Origin of the sequence: Paenibacillus sp. FSL R7-0312 (assembly GCF_038004445.1) — a bacterium.
Taxonomy (GTDB): domain Bacteria; phylum Bacillota; class Bacilli; order Paenibacillales; family Paenibacillaceae; genus Paenibacillus_AQ.
Genome location: NZ_JBBORE010000001.1, coordinates 4,433,799 through 4,446,589, shown reverse-complemented (window position 1 = coordinate 4,446,589; position 12,791 = coordinate 4,433,799). Strand labels below are relative to the sequence as shown.

The window sequence follows — 12,791 nt, the reverse complement described above, 5'->3', positions numbered from 1 at the left end:
CTTGTCCAGTTATTATATTTTGGCCGAAAAACTGCCGTTCTGATTATTATCATGCTGCGTTGCCGAAACCCAATCTTTCCATTCTCCATTAAGCTCTGCGGCAAGCACCGCATCTGCGGATTCTTCCTGGCGCTCTCGAGAGCGTCTACCCTGCTGTTGTCCGCCAGCTCCCGTCTGTTGCCCCTGCTGTCCAGTCCATTGTGACTGAGCTGATGGGTTGTTCTGAGTCACCTCAAGTTTTTCTACCTGAAGGCCTTGGGACTGTAAAGCTAAACGAAGCTGGTTCATCTGCTGTTCAAGAATATCCTTCGTTCCGCTATGCTGGGTCAGGAATTGGGCAACCAGATTACCATTTTGCATCGATATCTTCACATCGACTTGTCCAAGATTCTCCGGGAATAGAGTGATTGTAGCTTCAGCTACTCCGCCTTTTTTGACGATTTCCAATTTACCGCTGATAAAAGTGTTCATTTCCTGAGCGAATTGCTGAACCGGCACCGGTGAGGATGGTGCTTTCAGTGGTGCGGAAATTCCGTTACTAAGCGATAATTGGCCTGCTGTAACGATTTCAGGCTCGCCAGCTGATATTTTGGCGGCTGGCAAAGCTTCCTCGGACGTTGCCGTCTCCTTCACTGGAGCTATCCCCGTGGAAGGAATCTGAGGGCTCTCTTCTGCAGTTACATTTGTACTATTTAGTGCTGTTGGTACTGAAGCAGACTCCGTCTTAACTGTGGCATCCAAAAATGTACGGATATTTGAAACTACTCTTCTACTATCATCAACATTCTGTTTGGTTTCTGTTCCGGATGCCTGCTTAAGCGATACTGACGAAGCCTCTGTTGTACTTACAGTCTTAAGCTTGGGTTTGTTATCGGCAGGCACGCTTTCAGCCAGAATAGCTGAGAATTGATTTAACAGTGCAGCACCTTTGGTTGCCGTTTCTTCACTTCCGCTTACAGCTGCATCCTGAACCAGTTGGACCAGGCTGTTCAGCTCATCCTGGACTGCAAAACGCAGGGTTTCCGGGTTCTGGGCAAGGGGCGACAAACCTGCTGTTGCCAATGCTCCAGTGTCTAATGCGCCTGTCTGATCAGCCGGAGTATTACCGGATAAGAGCGCCGACACTTGAAGAATCCACCCTTGAAGAGCAGCGAGCAGCGCGGGATCAGCCTCCAGACTTGCATCCAGATTCTCCATGTCCTGAGTGAGGCTTTCAAGAAGTTCTGCTTTCTTGGCATCTGTACTGACGGATTCCTCACCCTTGGTCTGTACCGCGTTCAGAAGACCCTGCAGCAAGGAAGCCAGATTGCCCAATAGAGGTGCTTCCGTCCCTTTAGAAGTAGTGCCTCCCATGCTCTGTACAAGCGTCTGGGCAAAAGGTGTAGCCGTACCGGCAGTTCCACTGGTACCCGTTGACGTTCCACCGGCAACAGCCAGGTTACCTGCACTTAATGTTTGTACGATTAAACTCATCTTTTTCACCTCCCTTCAAGTATTATTTACCGCCCATCAGCCGGTTTACAATTTTGGCTGTCTGTGCGCTGTCATTCTTGGTCATCTCCACCAGGATAGAGGATCGTACAGTATCACTAACTGTATTCAGTATAGTGATGACCTTGTCCGGGCTAATGCTGTACATCGAACCCAGCAGTGTAGCCGCGTCAGCAGCAGGCATTGAAGTAAAAGTCTGGCTGAGCTTTTCCTGATCAAGATTGGCTGAGGCTGCAGCCGTGGTTGTACCGGCTTCATCCTGTTTCAGTCTCGATTGAAGGGCTGCAATAGCCATATCGGTTGAATTGGTTGTTTCTTTTAGCTTTATAGATACATCCGCAGCTTTTTTCGGGTCCATCTTTTCCAGGATGGCCGTTTTGCTGGCATTGCTCATCACACTGAAAATTTGGACCATTTCATCTGTAGTCAAGTTCTCCATAATCGGTGCAGCTTTAGAGGCTTTCATTCCCGCATACAGCTTGGCCAGATCCGTGACCTGCTTGAGATATGGATCTTCATCTTCCTCAGTGGCTGCAACTGCCGCCGCTTCTTCTTTCATCCCGTCAATCTGTTTCTGAAGCGCCTCAGCTTTGTTAGCCTCGGACGTCTTATCTTCTTCTGCCTGTTTCAGCTGCGCTGCCTGCGCGTTAAGCTGAGACTTCAGCTCTTTAATTGTACTCTCCGAGCTGGCCGCCTGCTCTTTACTTTCAGCTTGCGGATCATCTGCGGTTTCTCCGGCGGTATCCGAATCCGGATCTGCGGCAGGTTCAGGCACCCATTTCTCCACAACAGGAATCTTGTTCGCAATCTCAAGGACATTATTGCGGATATCCATATTAAATAGGGTCAACAGTACTCCAAGCAGTACAAGCGTGAAGATGATTGGGATCATCAAGAATAAAAAACGCTCAAATTTACCTGCCGACCCTTCATCTTCAAGTTCCATTTGATTATTTGCCACTAGCGGAAACCTCCCGGGTTAGAGGGATTTCATCGCGAAGCGGACGGTAGCCATCTCATCCAGTTCGTTTTGTTCCCGTAAACTCATATTCTGCAGAAATGCTGTTTGTGCTTTGTCTTTGGCCTTGAGCCATACCTTCTCATCCAGAACCTTGGTACTGAGATGGTCCTGCTTGCTCTGAACCTCTATATGCGCCCGGCTGATATCGGAATGTTTGCGGGCAATGCACTTATCCAGATAATCCACATAATCCTGCATTTCGCGAAGCTTAGCCATAGGTGTCTTTTGCTCAGCAGCACTCTGTAAGGACAACATCACCGCATTGCGCTGTATAATTAATTCATCAAGGCTTTTTTCCTGTGCCTGCAGTTCTCCGAGCGCGCTTGAGAGCATCCACTCTGCCTGTGTTTTTTCGTTACCCTTCAAGTCCACCACTTTTTGAAAAGTATAATGGAATCTCATGATCAATCAACTCCTCGAGAACTGTGAAATTAAAGACTGCTGCACTTCGCTAAGAGTTACCTTCTCGTTTACTTTTTGCTTGGTGAAATCCCAGATGCTGTCGATGTAATGCATCGATTCATCGATTTGGGCGTTCGACCCTCTTTGGTAAGCTCCGATATTGATCAGATCCTCGGAATCCTTATAAACCGCCATAAGACGCTTTACATTCTCGGCTGCAGCAATCTGCTCTTCCGGTGCTATATCCTTCATAACACGGCTAATGCTGGAGAGAACATCGATTGCCGGGAAATGTCCTTTATTCGCGATATTCCGGTTCAGGACAATGTGTCCGTCCAGGATACCGCGCACAGCATCGGCGATCGGCTCGTTCATATCGTCACCGTCAACCAGCACGGTATAAAATGCGGTGATTGATCCAGTAGGGCCTGTTCCAGCCCGTTCCAGCAGCTTAGGCAGACTGGCGAACACCGAAGGGGTGTACCCTCTCATTGCAGGAGGTTCTCCTACCGCCAACCCAACCTCGCGCTGGGCCATGGCATAGCGGGTAACCGAGTCCATCATCAGCATGACATTCAGTCCGCGGTCACGGAAATATTCGGCGATTGTAGTAGCGATCAAGGCACCTTTGATCCGGATCAGCGCCGGCTGATCCGAAGTAGCCACGATAACCACCGAACGCTGCAGTCCTTCCGGCCCCAGGTCGCGCTCAATGAAATCAAGCACTTCCCTGCCCCGTTCACCGATAAGGGCAATAACATTCACATCTGCCGAAGTGTTACGGGCGATCATTCCCATCAGTGTGCTCTTGCCGACACCAGAGCCCGCAAAAATGCCGACCCGCTGTCCTTTACCGATGGTGAGAAGCCCGTCAATCGCTCTGACCCCGATGCTGATAGGTTCAGCTACACGCGGACGGTTAAGCGGATTGGAAGGAATGTTGAAGGTTGAACTGTGCGGCATACGTGCAGGAATGAGTGAGCCGTCAAGCGGCTGGCCCAAACCGTCAAGCACCTTGCCCAGCAGCTCCGAGCCTACCTGTACACTCAGCGGCTTGCCTGTGCCGACAACATCACAGCCAGGCCCAATAGCCTGCAGTTCTCCAAGCGGCATCAGCAGCACCTTGTTGTCACGAAATCCGACGACCTCTGCCTGAAGCGGCTTAGTTCCTTTCGCGGGATAAATAAAACACACATCACCGATGCTGGCATCCGGTCCTTCCGACTCCACCATCAGTCCGATGACCTGGGTAACCTTGCCGTTAATCCGGACCGGGTCAAAATTACGCAGCTGTTCTTTGTACCTTCCGCTGTCAAGCATCGTCTTCCCCATTTCTGTGTTCACCTACATCCAGGGCAATTCGCAGCAGTTCTTTTTTGATCTCAGCCAGTTGGGTATCCACACGTGCGTCGATGCTGCCAAAGGAGGAGCGGATGACACAGCCCTGATCCTTAACCGTTGAATCCGGAAGAATCTGCAGTTCTGCCTGTGAGTCCACGGCAAGTGAAAGCTCTTCTCGCGCTGCATTAACAAATGCGAACTGTGCCGGAGAGACACATAAGGAAATCAATCCCTGCTCGCGCTTGCGGGCCAGATTCTTGCGGATCAGCTCCATTGCAAATTGCGGTTCCACGGTCAGCTGCTTGTCCACTATTTTCTCGGCGATATCGCAGCTCAGCTCTACAAGAAAAGGTTCAGCTTCTTGAATAATTACATCTTTTGCCCGGTACGCTTCCTGAAGTACGGTTCTTGCTTCCTCCATCATCTCGGCAAGCCGCTGGGACATCTCCTGCTCCGCATGGGCGAGACCTTCCTGGTAGCCTTGCTGAAATCCTTCGGACTTGACGGCTTCCACAAGATGCTCGTCCTGCTCTCTGCGCTGCCGCCACCATTCTTCAGCTTCATTCCGTGCTGATTCCATAATATTCTCAGCTTCCTGAGAGGCACTGCGGACCTGCCCTTCAGCAAACTCCTGGGCATCTTTCAGCATTTGCTTGCGTGCCTGCTCTGCCGCTTCCCTGGCGGGATCCTGATAGTGGACTTCGCCTGGAACCTCCTCGGCAACAGGATCTTCTGTAAGCCCTGCATGATGTCTGGCCTGCTCCAGCCGCTTCAGTACATCTACCGGAACATATTGAGAATGTTTGATCAGCTTAGACAATAATGTCATCTCCTCCGCCACGGGCGATGATAATTTCACCAGACTCTTCGAGTCTGCGGATCGTGCCTACGATGCGGGTCTGTGCTTCCTCCACATCACGCAGCCGCACAGGACCCATGTATTCCATTTCTTCGCGGAAGGTTTCGGCCATACGCTTGGACATATTGCGGAAAATAACATCCCGCACTTCCTCGCTGGCCACCTTGAGCGCAAGCTGCAAATCCGCATTGTCGATATCTTTGATGATGCGTTGGATTGAACGGTTGTCCACATTGACGATATCCTCGAAGACGAACATCCGCTTCTTGATTTCTTCCGCCAACTCCGGATCCTGTATTTCCAGCGAGTCGAGAATGGTACGTTCTGTACCACGGTCAACGCCGTTCAGAATCTGTACAATCGATTCAATACCGCCCGCATTTGTGTAATCCTGGGTAACTGTAGCCGACAGCTTCTGTTCCAGAACCCGTTCTATTTGCGTAACAACCTCTGGAGAGGTGCTGTCCATAATCGCTATTCTCCGGGCAACCTCTGCCTGCTTCTCCTGAGGAAGAGAAGACAGGATAGAGGCAGCCTGTTCAAACTGCAAATAAGAGAGCACTAGTGCAATAGTCTGGACATTTTCGTTCTGGATAAAGTTAAGAATCTGGTTCGGGTCTGCTTTGCGAGCAAAATCGAACGGTCTTACCTGCAGCGTCGCCGTCAGTCGGTTAATAACTTCAAGCGCCTTGGCTGAACCCAGTGCTTTCTCGAGTATCTCCTTGGCATAGTTAATACCACCTTGAGAGATATATTCTTGAGCCAGACAGATTTGATGGAATTCTGACATGATCGACTCTTTCTCCACGCTGTCCACCTTACGGACATTCGCAATTTCCAGAGTCAGCTGCTCGATTTCCTCATCTCTCAAATGTTTAAATATTTGTGCCGATACTTCAGGCCCTAGTGTGATAAGCAGGATCGCCGCCTTTTGACGGCCGCTAAGTCCCTGCTGGCTAGCTTTTGCCATTCCTTCACCTCTGTTCTTCAGCAAGCCATGTACGCAGCAGATTTACGAATTCATCCGGCTTTTTCTTCGCAAGACTTTCCAGCTGCTTACGGACCTGACTTTCATTCGTCACGCTCTCCATATTAATAGAAGGAAACTCGGTAGGAACCTGCAGCGGAATGTCATCTTCCGCTTCTTCCTCCTGCTTATTCTTGCGGCTGCGGTAGATGAGGTAACCGCCGCCCGCACCGACCAGCAATGCGGCTCCGCCAATTGCCCAGATCATCCAGCTAGCCAGTCCGCCAGACGCTGCATCCGCCGCCGTACTGCCAAATTGTTGCGAGAACACCGAAACTTTTTTGGTTAAATCGGCGTCTGTATAAGTAATACCTGAATCTGCCAACGAAGCACGGACAATATTGACCAGAATATTCTGGATCGCCGCTGAAGTTGTATCATCCAAAGTTGTTTGCCCATTAGGTGGTTCAACTGCAACATTTATGGTTAAATCTTTAACAGTATATGGACTTGCAATAATATCTTTGGTGATTCGATTCACTTCATAGTTCCTGGTCTCCGATGATTCCTCAGAAGAAGTAGTACCCGTGTCAGTCCCCGAAGGATATCCAGAGACATCTTCCGATCCTGTACCAGCAACCCCACCGGATGTATTCCCTTGACCCGAATAAGTATTGCTGATAATTTGCGAACTGATCTCAATCCCTTTCATATTCTCCGCATCTACCGGCAGTACGATTTCTTCCTGACGGTTCTCCTTATCGAAGTTGAGCTTGGAGAACACCAGAACATCCACTTTATCGGGCCCTGTGAGCGTACTCAGGAATTGCTTGACATCTTTCTTGACATCATCTTCGAATTTCTTCTGCAATGCGAAGTTCTCTTCGACTTGGCTAGACACGCCAGCTTGCCCGCCTTTAGCTGTCGGCATCAATTCGACCTCATTATTAGTGATCGTAATGTTATCAACCGGCAAATTCGGCACGGCGGTCTTTACGAGATTGAAGTACCCGTCGATATTATCCTGTGTAGGTCTAAATCCGGGATTAAAGCTAAGCACCACAGAAGCCAACGCTTTCTCCTGGTCCTCCTGTGAGGCAAACACAGTTTCCTTCGGCAGGGTAATCAGAACCTTGACATCTTTAATCCCCTGCATTCTTCTCATCAGTTGCTCAACTTCGCCGTTCAGCGCATTGTTGTACTTCACGTTGAATTCACTGTCTGTAGTCCCAATCATCGAAGAAGATTGATCAAATACTTTGTACCCGATGGAACCTTCCTTTACGATCCCCTGCGAACCAATAGCTATCTTGATGCGCGCGGCATCAGTACTGGGTACTGAGATACTCTTTCCATCCGGACTTAAGCGGTAAGAAATTCCTGAAGTATCCAAATAACTCATAACTCCCGCTGAATCGGTACTATCCAGATCCTGAAAAGCAACTTCGTATTCTGTCTTTGATAATTGCATGGTCAAAACTACGATTATTATTATGATGATAAACAGAGTGGAGAAAAATAATATTTTCTGTTTACCGCTGAATCTGTTCCAATACAGGGTAATCTTCTCCCGGTACTGGGCCAATCTTTCATTCACAGTGTCACCCCATCCGAAACGTAGCTAGGATTATTTAGATTTGAGTTCTCATAATTTCCTGATAGGCTTCAATTACTTTGTTCCGGACTTGTGTAGTCAACTGCAAACTCAGCAATGCCTGTTGGGACGAAATCATCGCTTCATCAATGTTGACTTCTCCCAAAACAAATTTGTTACTCATATCTTTAGCCTGTTTCTCCTGGTCCGCCACCTGATTAAGAGCATTCTCCAGGTATGAACCAAAGCTTTGTCCCGTTTCGGAGACGGCTGATGCTTCTGAAGCTACGGGTTTCATAGCCAGCGGCTGTACAGCCTGAGTTCCAATCAATAAGTTCTGTATCAATTATTCTCCTCCTAAACAATTAATTCAATTAACGGCCGATTTCAAGCGCCTTACCCACCATCGCTTTGGACGCATTAAGCATCGTTACATTTGCTTCATAAGAACGTGAGGCAGACAGCATGTCCACCATTTCCTTCGTAAGGTCCACATTCGGCATGTACACATATCCGTCAATATCAGCATCCGGATGACTTGGATTGTATACGGGCTTCAGCGGTGAAGTATCCTCAATAATCGACTTCACTTTAACACCTTCGCTGCCGCCGCTCATTTTTGAATCGAGTATATTAGAGAAGCTGTCAGCCTGGGATGTTTCCAGTACTACAAGCTTACGGCGGTAAGGTACGGCTTTGCCGTCAACCACGGAGGCCCTGGTTGTCTCTGCGTTAGCGATATTGGAGGAAATTACATCCATCCGCAGGCGCTGGGCAGTCAATGCCGAGGCGCTTATTCCAAAGCTGCTACCAAAGTTCATTATTGATTACCCTCCCTGCACAACTGTACGCATCATAGTGATCTGACTGTTCAACTGTTCAATGTAAGAGTTATACCTTAGCTGGTTCTCAGCGCTCAGCGCCTGTTCGCGGTCCATATCCACATTATTGCCGTTGTTGTTCATAGAAGTAGTCTCATCTGTACTGACAACAGCAGCCGGCACAGCGGTTACTGTTCCAAATTGGAAATGGCGGGAGTTAGATACTTTCGCACTCAGCGTAGGTTTTACACCGCTCTCCTGTTGTCTCAGGAAACTTTCAAAGCTGACATCAGAGCGTTTAAAATTCGGCGTATCAGCATTTGCTACGTTATTCGCCAGAACACTTTGTCGTTTAGTGGCGGCATCTAGGCCTCCCTGTAATCTTTGAAAACTGACACTGTTCAGCAAACCCATGGTAATCCCCCTTCCAAACCTATCATAATGAAAAGAATTCCACAACTTCCCCCGAATTCCTGCTTGCTTTCGACAAAAAAAGCTAAATTTTTCATTATTTTGTCGAGAACAGGTCGAACAATGTCGATGGATGATTCTTATGTCAATCTCACATACATTGATTCTCTTAGAATTTGTATATTATTACAATAAGAAATAAGCCCTATCTTTTCTGAAAAGAGAGGGCTTAAAGCATGTTTTTACAATATTCTACCTTTTTTATTCCAAATAATTCTTTTATTTTCTATTATTTAACTCTTTATGCACGTTTTTCGAATTGAATTTGGATAGCAATAATTCTTAATACCTAATTTAACGGGATATCACGCTGTCGCTTTAAAGAATATATTGACTTAAATCGCGGTCCTGTGCGATTCCTGCCAGTTTTTCGCGAACATACTCCGGAGTAATGACCATTGTCTCCAGTGTTAGTTCCGGCGCTTCGAAGGACAAGTCCTCCAGCAGCTTCTCCAGAATCGTATGCAGGCGCCGGGCACCGATATTCTCCATATTCTGATTCACGGAAGCGGCGATTTTGGCAATTTCCTGAATCGCTTCCTTCTGGAACTGAATTTCGATGTTCTCGGTCTGCAGCAGATGAACATATTGCTTCGTCAGTGCGTTCTCCGGTTCGGTCAGAATAGAGACAAAATCCTCAAGAGTAAGACTGCTCAGCTCCACACGGATCGGGAAACGTCCCTGAAGCTCAGGAATTAGGTCAGAAGGCTTGGCAATATGAAAAGCTCCGGCGGCGATGAATAATACGTAATCCGTCTTCACAGGCCCGTATTTAGTCATCACAGTGGAACCTTCAACGATAGGCAAAATATCGCGCTGCACCCCTTCACGGGATACATCCGGACCGGAGCCTTTACCCTGGCTGGCCACCTTATCAATCTCATCGATAAAAATAATACCGGACTGCTCTGCGCGGGCTACCGACTCCTGAATCATATCATCCGTATCAATCAGCTTGGCAGCCTCGTCCTGAATCAGCACCTTACGGGCTTCACGGATCGGCAGCTTGCGCTTCTTCGTACGCTTGGGCAGCAGGCTGCCGAACATTTCCTGCATGTTCATGCCCATCTGGTCATTGCCTTGGCCGGCAAACATATCCATCATTGAAGGAGTGGTGTCTTCTACATCGATTTCAATGATATCGTCCTCGAGCTGACCCGCCAGCAGCTTAAACTTAATGCCTCTGCGGCGCTCGCTCAGACTACCGTCCTCCGGCTCTTCTTTGGCTTCCTCTGCACCGCCGTTATTACCGCCAAAAATCATCTCGAACGGATTGCGCTGCGATTTGCCCTTCGAGGTCGAAGGAACCAGTATGGCTACAATGCGGTCGTTCGCCAGTTCTTCAGCACGGTCCTTCACCTTTTCGGTACGTTCGAGCTTCACCATACGGATTGAAGTCTCTACCAGGTCGCGGACCATCGATTCCACATCACGGCCTACGTAGCCGACTTCGGTAAATTTCGTGGCTTCCACTTTGATGAACGGTGCATTGACCAGCTTGGCCAGACGCCGTGCGATCTCCGTTTTACCGACACCTGTAGGACCAATCATGAGAATATTCTTAGGAACAACCTCATCCCGGAGCTCTTCGGATAAAAGGCTGCGCCGATACCGGTTGCGGAGAGCAACGGCCACCGATTTCTTAGCCTGCTTCTGACCTACGATATATTTATCCAGCTCTGCTACGATCTGGCGGGGTGTAAGCGATTGATTCACCATTGTGACTTCCTCCCTTTTTCTATGGCACCATGCCTATAATTGTTCGACAATAATATTGGAGTTGGTATACACACAGATCTCGGAAGCGATCTGCAGAGCTTCCCTGGCAATATCGGCTGCGCCAAGATGCGATGCATGACGTTTGAGCGCGCGACCGGAAGCCAGCGCAAAGTTGCCGCCGGAGCCAATTGCCAGCACGTCATCATCGGGTTCAATAATCTCGCCGTTTCCGGAAATAAGCAGCATGCCTTCCTTGTCCATCACGATCATGAGCGCTTCAAGCTTACGCAGGATACGATCCTGGCGCCAGTCCTTGGCCAGTTCTACTGCAGCCCGCTGCAGGTTGCCGTGATGCTCCTCCAGCTTACCCTCAAACTTCTCAAACAAAGTAATCGCATCCGCTACGGAGCCCGCAAAACCGGCAATTACTTGTCCTCTGTACAGGCGGCGGACCTTTTTTGCCGTCGTCTTCATAATGACGCTCTCTCCGAATGTAACCTGACCATCGCCGGCAATCGCAGCATGACCGTCATGTCTTACCGCACAAATCGTAGTCGCATGAAAGCTGGGTAACATAATGGGCACCCTCCTAAAGTTTTGTGAGCATAGCTTCCTTGAATCACTTAGAACAAACCTGATCCGGAAGCATACACTTAGTGTTGTGGCATAAGCATCCCGGACCAGCTTCAGACAATCCGTCCAGGAGCTTACGATTAAGTTTTATTGTGCTGGACTTTCCGCTTCGGTAAGCTCAGGTTCTACAACCTCCGGCTCAGTATAGGCCAGGCCTTTGTCGGCAGCATAGGCAGCAAGACTGTCCAGCGCACGGTAAGCCAGGCGTTCGTTTTTCTCTTTTTTACTGCGGAATCTCGTTTCAAGCTTTGGCAGCAAACCAAAGTTGGCGTTCATTGGCTGGAAATGCTCGGGATCTGCGGAAGTAATGTAGGCTGGCATGCTGCCCAGCACGGTATCCTGCGGGAAGATCAGACCGTCCTCACCGAGCGCCGCTCTGGCAGCATTCATACCGGCGATCATGCCTGAAGCCGCAGACTCCACATAACCTTCAACCCCTGTCATCTGGCCGGCAAAGAACAGTCTTTCCCGTCCCTTCATTTGATAGGTGGGATGCAGCAGCTTGGGAGAATTGATAAATGTATTGCGGTGCATGACACCATACCGGACATACTCTGCGTTCTCAAGACCGGGGATAAGTGAAAACACGCGTTTTTGTTCGCCCCACTTCAAATGGGTCTGGAAGCCAACCAGGTTATAAAGCGTTCCGGCTGCATTATCCTGACGAAGTTGCACAACTGCGTAAGGAAGCTTGCCTGTATGAGGATTCATCAAACCTACGGGCTTCATCGGCCCGAAGAGTGCTGTCTGCTTGCCGCGCTTCATCATAATCTCGATCGGCATACAGCCTTCAAAGTAAATCTCTTTCTCAAAATCTTTGAGTGCGGCAGTCTCAGCCGAGATCAGTGCATCATAAAAAACATCGAATTCCTCTTCCGTCATCGGGCAATTCAGGTACGCAGCTTCACCTTTGTCATATCGGGAGGCCAAATACACCTTGCTCATATCAATGGTGTCCTTCTCGACAATCGGGGCAGCCGCATCATAGAAGTAGAAATACTCCTCGCCAAGCAGCCCTTTAATCTCTGCGGAGAGTGACGGAGAGGTCAGCGGGCCTGTCGCAATGACAACAATCCCTTCCTCCGGTATATGCGTAAGTTCTTCGTTTATGACTTCCACCAGAGGGTGATTATGCAGCATCGACGTAATCTCACCGGAGAAACCATCGCGGTCTACGGCAAGTGCGCCTCCGGCCGGAACCGCATGCCGGTCGGCTGCACCTAGTACCAGAGAGTCAAGACGGCGCATTTCCTCCTTGAGCACACCTACCGCATTACCAAGGCCGTTGGCCCGAAGAGAGTTACTGCAGACCAGCTCGGCGAACTGGTCCGTATGATGCGCAGGTGTCTTCACAACCGGACGCATCTCATATAATCTGACCGGAACCCCGCGCGAGGCAATCTGCCAGGCGGCTTCACTGCCGGCAAGTCCGGCTCCAATCACAGTTACTTTAGCTATATCAGTCAATTCCC

13 protein-coding genes are annotated in these 12,791 nt (G+C 49.2%); all 13 read right to left on the bottom strand.

Translation table 11 applies throughout. From position 1 onward, the window contains the following. Nucleotides 1-12: 12 nt before the first annotated feature. The 13 genes from MKX70_RS19440 to trmFO all read right to left on the bottom strand — a co-directional run bounded on the left by MKX70_RS19440 (nt 13) and on the right by trmFO (nt 12,786). On the bottom strand, nt 13-1,473 hold the full coding sequence (locus MKX70_RS19440; RefSeq protein ID WP_340840524.1) for a flagellar hook-length control protein FliK: 1,461 nt from the start codon (nt 1,471-1,473) through the stop codon (nt 13-15). A 22-nt stretch (nt 1,474-1,495) separates the two neighbouring features. Then, a complete protein-coding gene (locus MKX70_RS19435; RefSeq protein WP_340840523.1) occupies nt 1,496-2,452 on the bottom strand; it encodes a MotE family protein in 957 nt (318 codons plus the stop codon). Between the two features lie 18 nt (nt 2,453-2,470). After that, nucleotides 2,471-2,914: a flagellar export protein FliJ gene (fliJ, locus tag MKX70_RS19430; protein WP_340785350.1), complete on the bottom strand. Its 444-nt coding sequence runs from the start codon at nt 2,912-2,914 to the stop codon at nt 2,471-2,473. A gap of 6 nt (nt 2,915-2,920) precedes the next feature. Continuing rightward, complete coding sequence (gene fliI / locus MKX70_RS19425; protein WP_042242743.1) at nt 2,921-4,234, bottom strand: flagellar protein export ATPase FliI; 1,314 nt, start codon at nt 4,232-4,234, stop codon at nt 2,921-2,923. Continuing rightward, nucleotides 4,227-5,075, bottom strand: a complete 849-nt coding sequence (locus MKX70_RS19420; RefSeq protein WP_042237151.1) for a FliH/SctL family protein — start codon at nt 5,073-5,075, stop codon at nt 4,227-4,229. Before MKX70_RS19420 ends, fliI begins: the two co-directional genes overlap by 8 nt. After that, a complete protein-coding gene (fliG, locus tag MKX70_RS19415) occupies nt 5,068-6,084 on the bottom strand; it encodes a flagellar motor switch protein FliG (RefSeq protein ID WP_042138160.1) in 1,017 nt (338 codons plus the stop codon). The genes MKX70_RS19420 and fliG overlap by 8 nt, the downstream gene beginning before the upstream one ends. A 4-nt stretch (nt 6,085-6,088) precedes the next feature. Beyond that, entirely contained in the window at nt 6,089-7,678 is a 1,590-nt protein-coding gene (fliF, locus tag MKX70_RS19410; protein WP_042237153.1) for a flagellar basal-body MS-ring/collar protein FliF, read from the bottom strand. Nucleotides 7,679-7,712: 34 nt separating this feature from the next. Beyond that, entirely contained in the window at nt 7,713-8,021 is a 309-nt protein-coding gene (fliE, locus tag MKX70_RS19405; protein WP_042237156.1) for a flagellar hook-basal body complex protein FliE, read from the bottom strand. 28 nt (nt 8,022-8,049) lie between these two features. Next, nucleotides 8,050-8,496 carry a flagellar basal body rod protein FlgC gene (gene flgC / locus MKX70_RS19400; RefSeq protein WP_042237159.1) on the bottom strand — a complete coding sequence of 149 codons (447 nt, stop codon included), beginning with the start codon at nt 8,494-8,496 and terminating at the stop codon, nt 8,050-8,052. A 6-nt stretch (nt 8,497-8,502) separates the two neighbouring features. Beyond that, the gene (gene flgB, locus MKX70_RS19395; protein ID WP_042237161.1) at nt 8,503-8,910 is read right to left on the bottom strand and encodes a flagellar basal body rod protein FlgB; all 408 of its coding nucleotides are present in this window, start codon (nt 8,908-8,910) and stop codon (nt 8,503-8,505) included. 375 nt (nt 8,911-9,285) lie between these two features. Beyond that, nucleotides 9,286-10,686, bottom strand: coding sequence for an ATP-dependent protease ATPase subunit HslU (gene hslU, locus MKX70_RS19390; protein WP_039295151.1), 1,401 nt, complete (start codon nt 10,684-10,686; stop codon nt 9,286-9,288). Between the two features lie 33 nt (nt 10,687-10,719). Continuing rightward, nucleotides 10,720-11,262, bottom strand: a complete 543-nt coding sequence (gene hslV, locus MKX70_RS19385) for an ATP-dependent protease subunit HslV (protein WP_039295147.1) — start codon at nt 11,260-11,262, stop codon at nt 10,720-10,722. A 144-nt stretch (nt 11,263-11,406) separates the two neighbouring features. After that, nucleotides 11,407-12,786, bottom strand: a complete 1,380-nt coding sequence (gene trmFO / locus MKX70_RS19380; protein ID WP_042237162.1) for an FADH(2)-oxidizing methylenetetrahydrofolate--tRNA-(uracil(54)-C(5))-methyltransferase TrmFO — start codon at nt 12,784-12,786, stop codon at nt 11,407-11,409. Nucleotides 12,787-12,791 lie beyond the last annotated feature (5 nt).